Origin of the sequence: Streptomyces sp. NPDC051582 (genome assembly GCF_040681715.1) — a bacterium.
GTDB lineage: Bacteria > Actinomycetota > Actinomycetes > Streptomycetales > Streptomycetaceae > Streptomyces.
In genome coordinates this window covers 26,950-43,756 of sequence record NZ_JBFAZJ010000024.1, presented here as the reverse complement: position 1 = coordinate 43,756, position 16,807 = coordinate 26,950, and the positions used below count along the sequence as shown (strand labels likewise).

14 protein-coding genes are annotated in these 16,807 nt (G+C 72.9%); 4 read left to right on the top strand and 10 right to left on the bottom strand.

The window, feature by feature from the left end; genetic code table 11:
• Window positions 1–22 precede the first annotated feature (22 nt).
• Window positions 23–463, top strand: coding sequence for a hypothetical protein (locus tag AB0M92_RS27505; RefSeq protein WP_366104987.1), 441 nt, complete (start codon window positions 23–25; stop codon window positions 461–463).
• 142 nt (window positions 464–605) lie between these two features.
• Here the strand turns inward: AB0M92_RS27505 and AB0M92_RS27500 are convergent, their stop codons facing one another.
• From AB0M92_RS27500 to AB0M92_RS27490, 3 genes are read right to left on the bottom strand one after another with little or no spacing between them, the layout of a single operon-like run.
• Window positions 606–1,676 carry a site-specific integrase gene (locus AB0M92_RS27500; RefSeq protein WP_366104986.1) on the bottom strand — a complete coding sequence of 357 codons (1,071 nt, stop codon included), beginning with the start codon at window positions 1,674–1,676 and terminating at the stop codon, window positions 606–608.
• Window positions 1,677–1,700: 24 nt separating this feature from the next.
• Window positions 1,701–1,967, bottom strand: coding sequence for a hypothetical protein (locus AB0M92_RS27495; protein WP_366104985.1), 267 nt, complete (start codon window positions 1,965–1,967; stop codon window positions 1,701–1,703).
• Window positions 1,964–2,203, bottom strand: a complete 240-nt coding sequence (locus tag AB0M92_RS27490; RefSeq protein ID WP_366104984.1) for a hypothetical protein — start codon at window positions 2,201–2,203, stop codon at window positions 1,964–1,966. The genes AB0M92_RS27495 and AB0M92_RS27490 overlap by 4 nt, the downstream gene beginning before the upstream one ends.
• A gap of 320 nt (window positions 2,204–2,523) precedes the next feature.
• Between AB0M92_RS27490 and AB0M92_RS27485 the strand changes: the two genes are divergently transcribed.
• Window positions 2,524–3,303, top strand: coding sequence for a trypsin-like serine protease (locus tag AB0M92_RS27485; protein ID WP_366104983.1), 780 nt, complete (start codon window positions 2,524–2,526; stop codon window positions 3,301–3,303).
• Window positions 3,304–4,017: 714 nt separating this feature from the next.
• Here the strand turns inward: AB0M92_RS27485 and AB0M92_RS27480 are convergent.
• Window positions 4,018–4,536 carry a GNAT family N-acetyltransferase gene (locus tag AB0M92_RS27480; protein ID WP_366104982.1) on the bottom strand — a complete coding sequence of 173 codons (519 nt, stop codon included), beginning with the start codon at window positions 4,534–4,536 and terminating at the stop codon, window positions 4,018–4,020.
• A 292-nt stretch (window positions 4,537–4,828) separates the two neighbouring features.
• Between AB0M92_RS27480 and AB0M92_RS27475 the strand changes: the two genes are divergently transcribed.
• Entirely contained in the window at window positions 4,829–6,376 is a 1,548-nt protein-coding gene (locus tag AB0M92_RS27475; RefSeq protein WP_366104981.1) for a Re/Si-specific NAD(P)(+) transhydrogenase subunit alpha, read from the top strand.
• 6 nt (window positions 6,377–6,382) lie between these two features.
• Window positions 6,383–7,846, top strand: a complete 1,464-nt coding sequence (gene pntB, locus AB0M92_RS27470) for a Re/Si-specific NAD(P)(+) transhydrogenase subunit beta (protein WP_366104980.1) — start codon at window positions 6,383–6,385, stop codon at window positions 7,844–7,846.
• Window positions 7,847–7,889: 43 nt separating this feature from the next.
• Here pntB and AB0M92_RS27465 read toward each other — a convergent pair whose 3' ends face one another.
• The 6 genes from AB0M92_RS27465 to AB0M92_RS27440 form a co-directional block, all read right to left on the bottom strand.
• A complete protein-coding gene (locus tag AB0M92_RS27465) occupies window positions 7,890–8,537 on the bottom strand; it encodes an SRPBCC family protein (RefSeq protein WP_366104979.1) in 648 nt (215 codons plus the stop codon).
• A gap of 96 nt (window positions 8,538–8,633) precedes the next feature.
• A complete protein-coding gene (locus tag AB0M92_RS27460; protein WP_366104978.1) occupies window positions 8,634–9,413 on the bottom strand; it encodes a formyltransferase family protein in 780 nt (259 codons plus the stop codon).
• Complete coding sequence (locus AB0M92_RS27455; RefSeq protein WP_366104977.1) at window positions 9,410–12,751, bottom strand: non-ribosomal peptide synthetase; 3,342 nt, start codon at window positions 12,749–12,751, stop codon at window positions 9,410–9,412. The genes AB0M92_RS27460 and AB0M92_RS27455 overlap by 4 nt, the downstream gene beginning before the upstream one ends.
• On the bottom strand, window positions 12,748–13,860 hold the full coding sequence (locus AB0M92_RS27450) for an NAD-dependent epimerase/dehydratase family protein (protein ID WP_366104976.1): 1,113 nt from the start codon (window positions 13,858–13,860) through the stop codon (window positions 12,748–12,750). The genes AB0M92_RS27455 and AB0M92_RS27450 overlap by 4 nt, the downstream gene beginning before the upstream one ends.
• Complete coding sequence (locus AB0M92_RS27445) at window positions 13,845–15,920, bottom strand: fatty acid CoA ligase family protein (RefSeq protein ID WP_366104975.1); 2,076 nt, start codon at window positions 15,918–15,920, stop codon at window positions 13,845–13,847. Before AB0M92_RS27445 ends, AB0M92_RS27450 begins: the two co-directional genes overlap by 16 nt.
• Window positions 15,921–15,929: 9 nt before the next feature.
• Window positions 15,930–16,805 carry a hypothetical protein gene (locus tag AB0M92_RS27440; RefSeq protein ID WP_366104974.1) on the bottom strand — a complete coding sequence of 292 codons (876 nt, stop codon included), beginning with the start codon at window positions 16,803–16,805 and terminating at the stop codon, window positions 15,930–15,932.
• Window positions 16,806–16,807 lie beyond the last annotated feature (2 nt).

Genomic DNA, 16,807 nt, shown 5'->3' with positions numbered 1-16,807 from the left:
ATCGAGAAAGGAGACGGCAATCATGCCCCTGCCGAATAGGAAGGCAGTGTGCTACGGAGAGGATGTCACCATTGCGGACGTCGAGGGTATCCAATCGTTCCTCGTCGCACGAACGGATCCGCTTTCCAGCGCGCATCGGGGAAGCATTGAAAGGCACGTTGCACGCGGCGTAAGAGTTGCACTCTTGCAACTCGTTGGGACGCTTCAGCATTCGCTGTCATTTCTCGACCCAGACTCGCTATCGGAAGCTGAACTGCTACAGCTGCACCTACAGATCACCTTGCCATGGAATACTCTCTGGGCGCTTGTTTCTCCATGGCAGTGGCGTGACGATTACGACCATGAGCGGTGGCGTCACGTTAAGTACTGGAATGTGGGCCAAAAGGATGAATTCGAAGAGCGTTTGGCTATTGAATTCTCCAAGGATCGACGTCGCAGCGCCTCTAAGGGTGGCACTCAATAGACCCTGAGAGTATGGCGCATGCGTAGCCGATGAATCGCGCTAATTTCCCTCCGTTCTGGTCGCAGGGGAAATTTTGAAGCCCCGTCGGATTTCGATTCTGGTGGGGCTTCTGCGCGCTTGACGGCAGTAGCTGACGGCAACGTCAGCGGATGGCCGGTCCGCAAGGAGGTGGGTCGGCAATGGCGTCTGGACTGGTGGTCTCAGTGGAGTTGCGGAGCGTGCGTCCCAGGAGGTCGATGGCGTCGCGCTGGAGGCGGAGCCGGACGTGAGCGTAGACGGTGGCGGTGACGCCGATGTGGGCGTGGCCGAGGAGTTCTTTGATCACGACGAGTTCGACGCCCTGCTCCAGGAGGAGGGTGGCGGTGGAGTGCCGTAGATCGTGGAAGCGAATCCGGCGGAGCCCTGCCCGATCGAGGAGGGCGCGGAAGCTGCGATTGAGGTTCGCCGGATCGATCGGCCCTCCTGCCGGCGTGCTGAAGACGAGGCTGTTGTCCCTCCAGTGCCCCGCTGCCGCCTCTCGTTCTCGTTCCTGCACCTCGCGGTGTTCCTTGAGTGAGTGGATGCACTCGCTGGGGAGGGCGATGCGCCGTTCGGATGCTCGGGTCTTGGTGGGCAGGGCGGTCAGCCCACCGGTCTGGGTGCGCTGGAGGGTGCGGCGAATGCTGGCAGTGCCGTTGCGGAGGTCGAGGTCTTCCCACTGGAGGCCGAGGAGTTCGCCCTTGCGGAGTCCGGTGCGGAGGGCGAGTTCGTACAGCGCGAACAGGCGGTCAACGCGGGCGGCGGCGAGGAACTGGCGGGCTTCATCTGCCGTTAGCGGTTCGAACCGGCGGGGGCGGGGCGTGCCCGTGCGGACGTTGCGGGCGACATTGCGCGGGATCTCCTCCTCCCGGACGGCGTGCTCCAAGGCGGACTTGAGTACGGAGTGGATGTACGCCAGCGTCAGCGGGGAGAGCCGCTTCGAGCAGCACGCTCCGGCGGCGCAGCAACGGGGCTGATCACGGCCGGCATCGATGCTGCGGGCGCAGCACTGGTAGGTGGTGCGGAGCTGGTTGAGCCAGATGCGGACGTCCTTGGCGGTGAGCTTGGCGAGCTTCTTCTTGCCCAGGCCGGGGATGAGGTGCTGGCGGACGCAGGCGGTGTAGCGGGTGTGGGTGTTCTCGCGGAGCTGGTGGACGGCGACTGCCTCCAGCCAGTACGTCAGGTACGCGGTCACCGGGCCTCCTCTTCCAGGCGCGCGCTATGCCGGGGGTGGCGTCCAGCAGTCCGGGCCGCCGCCGCGCCAGTCGACCAGAGCGGGGTCCGTGAGGTCGAAGTCCTCGGCGTCCTCCATCCCCGTCGCCGCGAGGAAGACGGCTATGTCGCTGATCCGGTAGGCCGTGCCGAGGCTCCGCCCGTCGCACCGCACCCGGCGCCACCCCCGGTGGTCGGGCGGATGGACGACCAGCCGGGGGGCGGGGCCCGGCTCGCCGGGCCCGTGGTCGCTTCCGGGGCAGGCGCTCGTCATGCCGCCCTCGCCCAGGACCGGGCGCCGGCCGCGCGGCGGAGCTCTGCCGGGCCTCCCGCCGTACGGGCCGGGCGCGACCAGTACGGGTGGGTGGAGATCGCGCACGAGAGGGCGATCAGCCGGCGGCGGAGCGGGGTCGTGCCGGCGGCCGCGGGCCGACGGGCCAGCTCCCGGTACGTACGGAGCCAGTCGGCCTGGAGGCCGACCAGGTCGTCGGGGAAGGAGGTGCACTGCATCCACCAATTCAAGCACGTGTTCGATTTATGGTGCGAGTGCAGCGCTTCGCGACCCCGCGACCGGAGGGCCGACCCCCTCGAACCTGGTTCCCGGCTCTGCCGTAAGCTCCACGCCGTTGATCGACAACGCACGCAGACGATCGAGGCGCGAGCGGGAGCGCACTTTGCCCCGATGGGCCCGGGTGGCGAGCATGAACCGGGATGAGGGTGCAAGGGGTATGGGGAACACACGCAGGTGGGGCTTGGCACCAGCGGCCGCTCTGGTCCTGGCGGGGGCCGTGGGCTGTGGTCCGGCCACGACGGTTGGAAGCAGCGGGACGGTGCCCGCCGAGGTGAGCACCGTGGTCCACGACGGCTCCGTCACCGAGGAGGACCGCCGCGAGGTCGAGGCCCACTGGGGTGGTGGTGGCATGGCCGAGGTGGCCGGCACGGACGTCAAGGACGACTTCGTCCAGCCGGCGTGGACCGGCGGCGGTTTGATAGCCCGAACGGTCGGCCGGCTGTATGCGTCCTCGGGTGTGGGCGGGGGCCCTGGTGCTTGCACGGCGACCGTCGTGGGGGTGCGCACCGTGATCACCGCCGGGCACTGTGTCAGAACATCGACCGAGGGATCTCCTGCGCGGGCGGCCGCCTGGGACCGGAACCTCTACTTCGTGCCGGGATATCAGGGCGAGTCGGGGCCTCACGGCGGCTTCACGGTGCGCCGGGTGCGGATGGCCGAAGACTGGCAGACGGACGGGCAGGACGTCGCAATGCTGGAGATGAACCCCGGCCCCGACGGGCGGAACATCTCGGAGGTGGTCGGCGCCCAGCCCATCTCGTTCACCTCTGCACCGGGCACAGCCGGGCACTTCTTCGGCTACCCGTACACGGACCGCGTCCTGCACTGCTCCGGCGTCACCAAGTGGGCGGCCGCCAAGGCCCTGGTACGCATCCCTTGCCACATGGGGATGGGGTCGAGCGGCGGCCCGTACCTCTCGGGCGACCCGGCGGCCGGCAGCGTCGTCGCGGTGAACGTCAGCGGCGACGATGACACCAGCTACGGAACGGCACTAGGGGCCTTCGCGCAGAGCCTTTACCAGCAGTCTGAGCACGGCTGACGCAGTCGTGGTCGGCCGCCTCGCCCCGTGGCTGACCCCCGCCGGATCCGGGGAACCGGCCCCGTCTCACCGGCGGCCGACCATTCTCACGGAAGATCGGTCCCCGCCTTCCGGTACCCGCCTTCCGGTCCCCGCGTGAAAGCCGCGACAGGGCCTCGTCGCGGACCTCTGGGTCGCGATCCGATTCACCCACACCGAGGCCGGGGCCCTGTGCGCCCACCAGGAGGCCATCGGCCAGGCGCCCTTCATCGTCTTCGTGGTCGCCGCGTGGGAACGCCCGCGCGCGAAGTACCGACACCCCCGCGCCTACCGGGTCAGCCACCTGAATGCCGGATCTGCTGTGAGCCGACGTCAGAGCTTCTTCGACCATGGGTGAGGGCCCGGGCGGCGACCGGCTCAGGCTCCGTCGGCGAGCATCAGTTCGGCCATCGCGAGCAAGCCCCGGAAGACCCCGAGTCCCTGCCGGTACTCCGTCGAGCGCGCCAGCAGCGCGACGGCCGCACGGAGCTGCTGACGATCGCCCGGTGCCGGCCGGGCCCGGGAGGCGGGACAAGGGTGGTCACGAAGTGATCTTCCCGCACACCCCGGCCCTACCCGCCGCCGGGCCCACGACCTCGGCCACGCCGGTGTCCACCACCTCGCCGCGCGCGGGCTCGGAGGCGGGCAGGCGGGCAGGCGGGCAGGCGGGTGGCCGGCAGGCTCGGGGCGGCGGCGTCAGTCGGCGGTGCGGTGCTCGGGGTGGGGGTCGACGACCCAGTGGTTGGTTCGCAGGATCCGGTCGGCGAAGTCCACGTCCCGCCCTTTCAGGAACCGGAACCCCAGCGAGCGGCACATGCCGTTCGAAGGGGCGTTCGCCGTCGCGGGAAACGCGTGCACCGGCCCCCACCGGCCGTCGGCCCAGGCAAGCTCCAGCAGTGCGCGGACAGCCCGTTTGCCCACCCCGCGTCCTTGGAACTCCGGCAGTACCATCCAGCCGATCTCGGAGATCCGCTCGCCGTCTTCCTCGTGGGACCACAGGGTCACGGTTCCCGCCACCTCCGCAGGACGTGCCTCGTCGAGAACGATCATCTTGATCCACTGAGTGCCCGCTTCCACACCCCGAACATCGCGACCGACCTTCTCCTCCATGCCTTCCCGGGGAAGCGGACCACCGAGATCGGCCATCATGGCCGGGTCACAGCGCATGCGAACGTAAGCATCGACATCATCGAGTCGGACATCGCGCAGTTGCATCCCTTGCTCCTCCGTCGGCTGTTCTCTTGTGGTGTCTCGATCGTCCCGAGCATCTGATCACAGGCGTCGGCAGGCATCTCCCGGTTCCACCGGGGGCGCAAGCGGCCCTGCGCCGCGGCCTGCGCGGACATGTGACGGAGTAGCGGCTCTCGCGTATCTGGAGGGGGTGCGTGCGTGATCAGAATCTGGGCGGGCTCGGACGCGGTCATGGGGTACTGATCTGCGGCGGCTTCGGACTGCGGCCGCTGTCGGCTTCGTTCCACATTCACGTTCATCACAAGGGAGGTAAGCAATGGGTCATCCCACACCGCAACGGATCGGTGTCGCGGCCGAGACGGGCCCGGGAGAGACGCGCGTGGCGGCCACGCCGTCCACCGTGCGCCAACTGGTCGCGCTGGGCTACGAGGTCGTCGTCGAGGCGGGGGCGGGCAGGGCCTCCGGGTTCACCGACGACGCGTACGTCGCGCAGAGCGCCAAGGTCGGTGACGCCTGGAGCGCCGACATCGTCTTGAAGGTGAACGCACCGACCGGCAAGGAGATCGGGCAGCTGGCCGACGGCGCGACGCTGGTCGGCCTGATCGGACCGGCGCTCAACCCCGGCCTGGTCGACGAGCTGGCGCGGCGTCCCATCACGGTGCTCGCCATGGACGCGGTACCGCGGATCTCGCGCGCGCAGTCCCTGGACGTGCTCAGCTCCATGGCCAACATCGCCGGCTACCGCGCGGTCGTCGAGGCGGCGCACGCGTTCGGCCGGTTCTTCACCGGTCAGGTGACCGCGGCCGGGAAGGTGCCGCCCGCGAAGGTCCTCGTCGCCGGCGCCGGCGTGGCGGGGCTCGCCGCCATCGGCGCCGCCAGCAGCCTGGGTGCGATCGTGCGCGCCACCGATCCGCGCCCCGAGGTGGCGGAGCAGGTCCGCTCCCTGGGCGGGGAGTTCCTCGCCGTCGAGGTGGAGCAGGCGGCGAGCACCGACGGGTACGCCAAGGCGACCTCGCAGGAGTACGACCGCCGGGCAGCGGAGATCTACAGCGAGCAGGCCGCCGACGTCGACATCGTCATCACCACCGCGCTGATCCCCGGAAGGCCGGCGCCGAAGCTGCTCACCGCTCAGGACGTCGCGAGCATGCGGCCCGGAAGCGTGATCGTCGACATGGCCGCGTCGCAGGGCGGGAACGTCGCCGGAACGGTCGCGGGAGAGGTGGTCGTCACCGACAACGGCGTGACGATCATCGGCTACACCGACCTGCCCGCCCGGCTGCCGGCCCAGGCCTCGCAGCTGTACGGGACGAACCTCGTCAACCTGATGAAGCTGCTCACCCCGGCCAAGGACGGCCGGCACGTGATCGACTTCGAGGACGTGGTGCAGCGGTCCATGACCGTGGTGCGTGACGGCGAGACGACCTGGCCGCCGCCCCCGGTGCAGGTGTCCGCCGCTCCGGCCGCGCAGGCGCAGGCGCCGGTGGCCTCGAAGCCGGCCGTTCCCGAGAAGAAGCCGATGTCCGCTGCGGCGAAGTACGTGCTCGCCGGCACCGGGATGGCGGCGCTCTTCCTCCTGACCGCCTTCTCCCCGTCCCAGCTGATCGGCAACTTCACCGTCTTCGTGCTCGCGATCGTCATCGGCTACTACGTCATCGGCAAGGTCCACCACGCCCTGCACACGCCACTGATGTCCGTCACGAACGCCATCTCCGGGATCGTCGTCGTGGGCGCCCTCCTGCAGATCGCCCACTCGGACACCACGATCACGGTGCTGTCGTCCGTCGCGATCCTGCTGGCCAGCATCAACATCTTCGGCGGATTCGCGGTCACCCGCCGCATGCTCGCCATGTTTTCGAGAGGCTGATCCCCCATGACTGCCGCCACGGCCGCGCAGGCCGCCTACATCGTCGCCGCGCTCCTGTTCATCCTCAGCCTCGCCGGGCTCTCGAAACACGAGAGCTCCCGCTCGGGTCTCGTGTTCGGCGCCTGCGGAATGGTGATCGCCCTCGCCGCCACCATCGGCCTGGCCTCGCGCAGCATCACCGCGACGGGCCTGACCCTGCTCGTCGTCGCCATGCTGGTCGGCGCCGGGGTCGGGTTCTGGCGTGCCAAGGTCGTCGAGATGACCGGCATGCCCGAGCTCATCGCCCTCCTGCACAGCTTCGTCGGGCTGGCCGCCGTACTCGTCGGCTGGAACGGCTACTTCGAGGTCGAGGCGGAGGGCCCCGGGCATGCCGCGGTCGCCCAGGACCTGCTCGGCATCCACCACGCCGAGGTGTTCATCGGCGTGTTCATCGGCGCCGTCACCTTCAGCGGATCGATCGTCGCCTACCTGAAGCTCTCGGCGCGCATGAAGTCCAGCCCGCTGGTGCTGCCCGGCAAGAACCTGATCAACCTCGGGGCCCTCGCCGCCTTCGTGGTCCTCACCGTCTTCTTCGTCATCCACCCGAGCCTCGGTCTGCTCATCGCGGTCACCGCGGTGGCGCTCGCCCTCGGCCTGCACCTGGTCGCCTCGATCGGCGGCGGCGACATGCCGGTCGTGGTCTCGATGCTCAACAGCTATTCCGGCTGGGCCGCGGCGGCGTCCGGGTTCCTGCTGAACAACAACCTGCTCATCGTCACCGGAGCGCTGGTCGGCTCCTCCGGCGCGTACCTCTCGTACATCATGTGCCAGGCGATGAACCGCTCGTTCATCTCCGTGATCGCGGGCGGCTTCGGCGTCGAGGCCGCCGCGAGCGGCGACACCGACCTCGGGGAGCACCAGGAGATCACCGCCGAAGCCACCGCCGAACTGCTCGTGAACGCCTCGTCCGTCGTGATCGCGCCGGGGTACGGAATGGCCGTCGCGCAGGCCCAGTACCCGGTCGCCGAGCTCACCCGCAGGCTGCGCGAGCGGGGGGTGGACGTGCGTTTCGGGATCCACCCCGTGGCCGGACGTCTGCCGGGGCACATGAACGTGCTGCTGGCGGAGGCGAAGGTGCCGTACGACATCGTCCTGGAAATGGACGAGATCAACGACGAACTCTCCGACACCACGGTCGTCCTCGTCATCGGCGCCAACGACACCGTCAACCCGGCCGCGGCCGAGGACCCCGCCAGCCCGATCGCCGGCATGCCGGTGCTGCGGGTGTGGGAAGCGCAGAACGTCGTCGTCTTCAAGCGCTCGATGGCGACGGGATACGCGGGCGTGCAGAACCCCCTCTTCTTCCGTGACAACACCCAGATGCTCTTCGGCGACGCCAAGCAGCGGATGGAGGACATCCTCGGGGCGCTCGGATCCGACGCGGCGTCCCCGTCGCACCGCTCGCCCGTCGGGGCCGCCCGTACGGTGTGAGATGCGTGAGGGGGCCGCAGCCGCGGCCCCCTCACGGTTCGCGTCACGCGCCCTTCGGGCGGTGGTGGGTGCCGGACTCCGCGGTGGTCTTGAGGTCCTTCAGCCATCCTTCGAGGCCCTGGCGGAGGATGGCGGTCGCGGTGGGGACGTCCGCGTCGACCTGGGGGCCGGTGTGGGTCTCCTCGGTCGTCACCCTGACACCGTGCGGGGTCTGGGTGAAGTTCCATACGTGGACGCCGTCGATGTGCAGCCCCTCGCCGGTCGCGGGGCCCGTCCAGCGCAGGCAGGAGTGGCGGCGGAGCTGTTCGACGGTCGAGGTGATCTCCAGACGGACGGCCGGAGTCGGATTGGGCGGTACCGGCGTGCTCCAGCGGAAGGCCGAACCCGGGCGGAGGGGGCCGCGGTCGAGGCGTTCCGCGGTCGTCACGGGGGCCTGCCAGGACGGCCAGCGTTCGACGTCGGTCTGGAGCTTCCAGATCGTGCGCAGCGGTGCGTCGATGAGGATTTCGGCCCGGTGCCGGACCTTGGCGCCGGGGTCCACCCCGACTCCGCGGCAGGTCAGGGACGGGGTGGGGCGGGGGCCGGGAAGGGTGGCCGCGCCGGCGGGTAACGCGGTGGTCGCGAGGAGGCCGGCGACGAGCGGGAAGGTGAACAGGGCGGCGGGGACGAGGGGGCGGCGAACGGCGGACATGGGGGATCTCCTCTGGCGTCGGGCACGGGAACGGACGGCACGCACGGCCGCACGCTAGAAGCTTGCACTATCGCTAGAGGGTATAACTCACCTGGGCTACGGGCAACGGGCGGCGTGAGACCCCGTCACCGTCGCGATCGCCGCGGCCAGTTCGGGGGCGTGCGCGGCGAAGGGGCCGAGGTCCGTGGCGCGCTCGTACGACGGGTGGTCACGGTGGGCCGCCAGGCTGCCCAGGGCGCGGGTGCCGTGGTACGCCGACGGGCCCGCCGGGGCGGGTGGCGGCGGGAGGGGTACTCCGGCGGCGACCGTCGGCAGGGTCTCCTCGAACAGGGCCTGGCAGGCGCGCACCCCGTGGAGCATGACCTGGAAGTGGCGGGCGTCGGGGGCGACCGGGAAGCGGTGTACGGCCAGGACGCGGCCGGTGTCGATGCCCGCGTCCACCTCGTGGAGGGTGGCGCCGTACTCGCGCTCGCCGTTCAGCAGGGCGAAGAGGACGGCCACGGAGGGCAGGCCGCGGTGGCGGGGCAGCAGGCCGTTGTGGATGTTGAGGATGCGCAGGCCCCGGGAGAGCAGGGGTGCGCGGAAGATCCGGAGGTTGTTGAGGGACCAGACGATGCCGTCCGTGCACGCATCCGCGAGGGCGTCGGCGTGGGCGTTGACGTCGGCGTGGGCGGGGAGGTGCAGGTGCGGCGGGGCGGGCAGGTACGGAGCGGGCCGGTGCGGGGCGGGGAGGTGCGGGGCGGGGAGGTGCGGAGGGGCGGCGCCGCCCGTCGCGTCCTGCGGGTCCGCCGAGCAGACGAGGTCCACGGGGTGGCCTTGCGCCGCGGCGTGTGCGACGGCTCGGCGCAGGAGCGCGCCGTCTCCGACGAAGATCATGCGGGGAGCTCCTCTCGGGCGGCGGTGAGGTGGGCGCAGACCTGCGCGAGCGTCAGGTTCCGTACGAGGCAGTCGAGGCCGGCCATGAAGCGGCGGGCCTGGGCGGGTTCCAGCAGGTCTCCGGAGACGGCGGTGAGCATCTCCACCAGGGCGAGGGAGTCTCCGCCCAGGGCCTGGAAGTCGGAATCCGCGGACAGCCGGGCGGTGTCCACGGCGAGGATCGCGGACCAGTGGGCGGCCACCCGGGCTTGGAGGGGGACGGGGACGGGGACGGGGACAAGGGCGAGGGCGGGGGCGGGTTCGGCCGGGTCGTGGGCCGGGGCGCGGAGCGAGGGGTTCGCGGAGGTGAAGGGGTCGGGCAGCGCGTCGAGGTCGGCCTTGCCGCTGACCGTGCTGGGGATGGCGTCCACGGGGATGACGTGGGCCGGGACCATGGCGGCGGGCAGCAGGGCGGTGAGCGCGGAGCGCAGGGTGGCGGGGAGGCCGGGACCGCCGGGCGGTCCCGGCGGATCCGTCGGGCGGAGCGGGCCCTCCGGGTCGTGCGGGCCGGGCCGGGCCTCGCGGCGGCCGGCGGCGTCGTCGTACGGGGCGTACGCGCTGGGCACCACGTACGCGCACAGGACCGGCGTGGTGCTGTGCGGGCGGCGCCGGACGGCCACCGCTGCGCGGCTCACCTCGGGCCGGGCTTCGAGCGCCGCGACGATCTCCGCGGGCTCGATGCGGTGTCCGGCGATCTTGAGCTGGCCGTCGATGCGCCCGGCGAACTCGACCTCCCCGCCCGGCAGTCGGCGGCCGAGGTCGCCCGTGCGGTAGGTACGGGTGCCGTCCTCGTGCTCGGTGAACGGGGAGGGCCTGCCGTCCGGCGGGCCGAGGTAGCCGCGGGCCACCTGGGGGCCGGTGACGACGATCTCCCCCGTACGGCCGGCGTCCTCGGCCCCGGTCCCGATGCGCTCGCCGTCCTCGGTGACGAGGTCGACGCGGGCGTAGGGGCCGGGGGTGCCGATGGGGAGGGTCGCGGAGGCGGTGGGGCGCGCGTCGTCGACGACGTGGGCGAGGCAGACGACGGTCGTCTCGGTGGGGCCGTAGCCGTTGACGATCCGGCAGTCGGGGCCGAAGGCGGTACGGGCGGTGCGTACGGCGGCCGGGGTCAGCGGTTCGCCGCCGAGCAGCAGGGTGCGTACGCCGCCCGAACGCGCGCCCGCTGCCCCGCCCGCACCCGCACCCGCGTCGGGCAGCAGGAGCAGGTGGGAGGGGGTGAGGGCGAGGGTGTCGGCCCGGTGGTCGGTGACGAGCCGGCGCAGGGTGGCGCGCGAGGGTGCGTCGGGCGCGAGGACCACCGTGCCGCCGGCCAGGAGGGGCAGGAAGAGGGGGAAGCAGGAGATGTCGAAGCCGTAGGAGGACGCGAAGCCGAAGCGGGTCCGGGCGTCCACGCGGCAGACCCGGGTCATCCAGTGGACGAAGCCGGCGAGGCCGCGGTGTTCGATCTGCACGCCCTTGGGGCGGCCGGTGGAGCCGGAGGTGTGGATGACGTACGCGAGGTCCCCGGGCGCGGGGGCCGGCGGTACGGGGTGGTGGGGCGGCGGCGGGCCGGTGACGAGGTCCTCGGCCGCGACCAGCGGGCAGGGGGCGAATGCGGCGAGGGCTTCGGCGAGGTGACGCCGGGTCAGGACGAGTCGGGCCCCGCAGGCGCGCAGGACCTCGGCGGTCCGAGCGGCGGGGTGGTCGGGATCCAGCGGCACGTAGGCGGCGCCCGCCTTGAGGATGCCCCAGAGGGCGCAGATCCCGGTCGGGGTGCGGTCGACGACCAGACCGACGAGGTCTTCGCGCCCGATGCCGCGGCGCAGCAGCGCGGCGGCCACGGCGTCGGAGCGGCGGTCCAGTTCGGCGTACGTGAGCACCCCGTCCGGCCCGTCGAGCGCGGCCGCGCCGGGCGTACGGGCGGCCTGGGCGCGGAACAGTTCCACGACGGTGGCGCCGGGCGCGGACGGAGGCTGCGGCGCGGGCGCGGGCTGCGGCGCGGACACCGCTGCGCGCGCGGGCGCGGGCTGCGGCGCGGGCGCGGGCTGCGGCGCGGGCGGAGGCTGCGGCGCGGGCTCCGGCGCTGGCTCCGGCAGTTGCTCGGTGGCGGCCGGGAGGTGGGTCAGGATCTCGTCCAGGAGGCGGGTGGCGCGTTCGGCCAGGCCGGGGCCGCCGCGGACGCCCATCGTGAGTTCCGTGGCGGTGTCGGTCTCGGTGGCGACCATCGAGACGGGGACCAGCGGAGCGTGGACGGGCAGTGCGTACAGGGTCGTCGCCGTGAATCCCCCGCCGGAGAACTCGGCCGGGTCCAGGCGGCCGAGGTGGGAGAGGACCGCCGAGGCGAGGTGGCGGTCGGCCCGTACGGTGCCCGCCTGGGCGGCCCGCAGCAGGAGGCGGGTGGCGGTCGGCGGCAGCGGGAGGAGGGACGATTCGAAGCCCTCGGCGAGCTCTTGGGCGTCGGCCAGGGCCCGGAGCAGGGTGACCTGTGCCGTCGCCCACTCCCCTCCGGGGCCCAGGTCCAGGAACAGGGGGAGGGTGAGATTGCCGGTCGCGGCGATGCCGGGGCGGTGGCGCCGCAGGTCGACCGGGACCATGACCCGCGTGCCGCCGCGGCCCGCGCCGCCGGAGCGGGTGCCGACCGCCGCCGCGCTGTCCGTCAGGGCCTGGGCCAGGCGCGCCGTGAGGGCCGGGTGGCGGGTGGGGAGGGTGCGGCGGAGCCAGAGGGTCTGTTCGGGGCCCGGCGGCCGGGGGCCCAGAGGGGACGGGTGGGCCGGGAGGAGTGCGGGGCGCCGGGCGGTGGCGCCCAGGCGGCGGAGCACGGCGCGGTCGGTGTCCCGGGCGAGGGCGGGGGCGCCGGGTTCGCCGCGCAGGGCGCGGAAGACCTCCCGTACCCAGGTCAGGGCGCCGTGACCGTCCATCAGGGCGTGGGAGGCGCTGAATACGAGCGTGGCCGTGTCGGATGCGGCGCCGGGGATGACCAGGACCCCGCAGCCCGGTGGGGCGCCTCGGTGCGCGTGGCCCGTGAAGAGTGCCGCCGTGGCCGGGTGCGACACGTCGACGCGCCCGGCGGCGGGGGCCGCGTACCGGATCGCGGGCAGCGGGCCCTCGGCGCTCCAGACGGCTCCGCGTCGTACCAGGCGGGAGCCGGGGCAGGTTTCGGCGGCCCGGGCTATCGCCGCGCGCAGGGCCGCCGGTCCGGGGGCGGTGCGGCCTTCCACGACGATGCGCAGGGCCATGGCGCCGCGCGCGTGCCCCGCGGCCAGGTAGAGGTGTTCCGTGGGCGATACCGGGCGCCGGTACGGGATGTGCGGGGGCGTCATCGTCGCGTGGTTCCTTGGTCGGTGCGGGTGCGGGGGCGGGTGCCGGTTCCGGTGCCGACCGGCCGGGTCCAGGCCTCGGTGCCGCCGTTGGCGTGGATCCAGCGGAGCAGGCCGTTCACGCCGTCCTCCTGCGTGCGCGGCGGGTCGTAGCCGAGATCGCGGCGGGCGGCGCCCGTGTCGTACGTGGTGGAGCGGGTGAGGAGGGCCGTCATGTAGCGGGTCAGCGGCGGCGGGCAGGTGGCGGCCGACGGGTGGAGGCGCCATGCCGTCTCGACGGCCGCGGCGAGGACGCGGGTGGCCGCGAGCGGGATGCGGGGGTGCGGGGGCGGGCAGTCCAGGAGGGCGCCGACGCGGGTGAGGAAGGCCCAGAGGTCCGTCTCCTGCGCGTCCGCCACGAAGTACGCCTTGCCGCCGATGCGTTCGGCGGGGGCGGCGGTCGCGCGCAGGCAGGCGTCGACGGCGTTGTCGACGTGGCACAGCGAGACCCGTACCCGTTTGCCGCCGGACAGGTCCGGCAGCCGGCCCGCCCGCATCGAGGCGACCATGCGGGGCAGGAAGCCCGCGCGGTCGCGGGGGCCCCAGATGCCGCGCGGACGCAGGGCGCAGGTGGTGAAGTACGGGGTGTTCGCGGCCAGTACGTACTGTTCGGCGGCGGCCTTCGTCTCGCAGTAGTGGTTGAAGAAGCGGGTGGGGTACGGGGTGCTCTCGTCGATGCCGAGGCGATCGCCTTCGCGCCGGTGCATGAGGGCGCTGGGGCTGCTGATGAAGACGAAGCGGGTGGCGCCCGCCGCGCGGGCCGCCGTCAGGAGCCGCTGCGTTCCGGCGACGTTGACTTCCTCGAACCGGGCGCGGCTTCCGTGGTCGACGACGCGGGCGGCGCTGTGCAGGACGGCGTCGCAGCCGATGGCCGCGCGGGCCAGGGAGGCGGTGTCGGCGAGGTCCCCGGGTACGAGTTCGAGTCCCGGTCCGAGGGAGCTCAGGCGGGCGGTGTCGCTGCCCGGCCGGACCAGCGCGCGGACCCGGTGGCCGTCGCGCAGGCAGGCGTCGGCGAGGTGGCCGCCGAGGAATCCGGTGGCACCGGTGATCAGGACGTTCACAGCGACCGCCACCAGGTGGCGCCGTAGAGCATGGTCAGTGCGGCGGTGGCGGCGCCGCCGTGGCCCGCGGCCCTGCCCCGGGGGAGCGCGAGGGGGATCTGCGCGGCGTGCACCGGGATGCTGAGGAAGGCGTCGGCCCACCAGAGCAGGCGCAGGAGCGGTACGTCGGGGACGTCGGCGAAGGCCGCCCAGAGCGCGCCGCCGAGGAGGTACGCCCAGCCCGCGAGCGGTACGAGCCGGGCCGCGCGGGCCCGCGAGAACGGCGGCGGGGGCGGGGCGAGGCGGCGCTGCGCCCAGCGGGCCAGCTGCTCGCGGCCGATCTTCGCGTTGTGGCGGACGTCCACCGGGAAGGCGGGGTGGTGCAGGAACTCCTCCAGTCCTCGGGTGGGGGCGTGTTCGGCGCCGAGGGCGCGCAGTTCGGCCACCAGGTCCCGCCAGGCGGGGCCGCCGGCCGGGACGGTGGTCTCCACGCAGACGACGGGGCGTTGGGCGCCGGCCGGGCCGATCCCCACGAGGGCGCTGCGGCGCACCAGCGGATGGGCGTTGAAGACGCCCTCGCAGCGCACGGTGTGAAGGTCCCGGCCCGCGGCGCGCACCCGTTGGGAGGTGCGGCCGCAGAACCAGAGCCGGCCGCGGTCGTCGAGGTAGCCGAGGTCGCCGGTGCGGTGCCAGGTGAGGGGGGCGGCGGCGTCGGGCCCGATCTCGGGCACCTTGTGCAGGGCGTCGGAGTGGGGCGCCCGGTGGTAGCGGGGGCTGACGGATTCGCCCTCGACGAGGATCTCGCCGACGCTGCCGGCGGGCAGGGCGGTACCGGCGGGGAGGCGGGCGAGCGGGCCGTCGGTCACGGGGATGATGCGGACGCGGGTGCCGGGGACGGGGCGGCCGATGCAGGTGCCGGCTCCGCCGGCGCTTCCGGCGGAGGTCTCGGCGAGGATCTCCTCGGATTCGATCGAGGTGATCGGCAGCACTTCGGTGGCCCCGTACGTGACGTGGACGGACGCCTCCCCGTCGAGGACGGTGCGCAGGGCGGCGACGACCGAGTCGGGTACGGGCGCGCCGCCGGAGACGACGCAGCGCAGGTCGGGCAGGGTGCGGCCGAGGGTGGTGAGGTGGTCGGCGAGGTTCCGCAGGAGGGCGGGCGAGGCGAACATGGTGGTGGCGCCGAATCGTTCCAGCGCGTCCACGAGCAGGGCGGGGTCGGCCCGGGCGACCTTGGCCGGCGCGAGCGGGGCGAGGACGGTGGTGGAGCCGTAGACGAGGTCGAGGATGCCGTAGAACGGCAGGGTCACCAGTGAGGTGTCGTCACGGGTGCGGCCGTGGGCGGCCTCGATCTGGCGGGCGATGGAGAGCGCCATGCGGTGGGTGTACTCGACTCCCTTGGCGGGGCCGGTGCTTCCGGTGGTGAACCCGATCATCAGGAGGTCGTCGCCGCCGACGTCGGCGGCGGGGGTCCTCGGTCCACCGGCGGTACGGAGGGCGGCGAGGGTGTGGCCGCCCCGGAACCGGTGGCGGCCGAGGGTGACGGGGATGCGCACGCGGCCGAAGGTGCGCCGGCCGAGGACCCGTACGAGGTGGGCGAGCGGTGGCCCGATGAACGCCTCGGCGCCGACGGCGCGGTAGCAGTGGAGCATCCGGCGCACGCCCATGCCCGGGTCGACGACGACGGGGACGGCGCCGAGGCGGAACAGCGCGAAGGCGAGGGCGAAGAGTTCCGGTCCGGGCGGGGCCATCAGTACCGTCTTGGTCCCTCGGGTGATCCCGGCGCGGGCGAGTCCGTGGGCGATCTCCTCGACCGTGTCCTGTAACTCCCCGTACGTGACTTCGCGGTAGCGCGGGCGGCCGCCGGGGCCGGGGTGGATGACGGCCGGCTTGTGCGGGAAGGCGGCGGCGTTGCGCGCCAGGCGGTCGGCCAGGCTGCGCGCGGCGTCTGCGGTGGGTGCGGTCGGTGCCGTGGGTGCCGTGGGTGCGGTCGGTGCCGTGGGTGCCGTGGGTGCCGTCGGCGCGGAAGCGGGAACGGTGCCCGTGCCCGTGCCCGTGCCCGTGCCCGTACTCGTGCTCGTGCTCGTACTCATGGCTCCGTGTCACCAGCCTTCGGGCCGGTAGGAGACGCAGGCGGCGCTGGGGCCTGCGCCTGCGGTGACCAGGAGCAGCCGGTCGCGGCCTCGGGGACGCGGGGCGGCCACGGCCCGGAGGTAGCCGAGGATCGGGGCGGCGGTGTGCGGCTCGCCCTCGTGCTCGCCCTCGCCCTCGCGCTCGCCTTGGACGCGCTCCCCCGCACTCGGGCCGACCACCAGGGTGCGGTCCAGGTCGATGCCGTGCTCGCGGGCGTACCCGGCGGCGCAGGCGGCGGCGAGTGCGCCGCGCCGCGCGCCGTGTCCCTCCGTACGGCGGACCGTGATCCGGGAGCGGCCGTCGCTGCCCATGGCCGCGGTGTCGAGGTACCCCTCGGTGTCGGTGGGGCCGTCGCCCGCGTACGACGAGACGGGGCCGAACCCGGCGCCGGTGTCCGCACTGCGCTGGAGCAGGAGGGCGCCGCCCAGGTCCGCGTACGGATAGTCGGGGTCGAGGCGGCCGTCGCCCCCGGGGTGTACGTCGGCGGCCGTGATCAGGACGCGCTCGGCACTGGCGGTGTCCAGGAGGCTCTGGGCGAGCTGTACGGCGTTGAGGACTCCGCAGGCGCCGTTCATGAGGTCGAAGGAGAACCCGGCGGCGGGGACCGGGTCGGCGATGTAGTCCAGGTTGATGCCGACCTCCTTCTGGACCAGGGCCGCGAGGGCGGGTTCGAAGGTGTTGGACTCCCGGTAGACGCCGACGTTGACGAGGACACCGACGGATGACGGGGAGACCTGTGCCTGCTCCAGGCAGGCGCGGGCGGCGCGGCCGGCGAGTTCGACGGCGGAGGCGGGGCCCGTGCCGTGGTGGGTGGCGGTGTGGGCCGCGGCGATGACCATTCCCATGG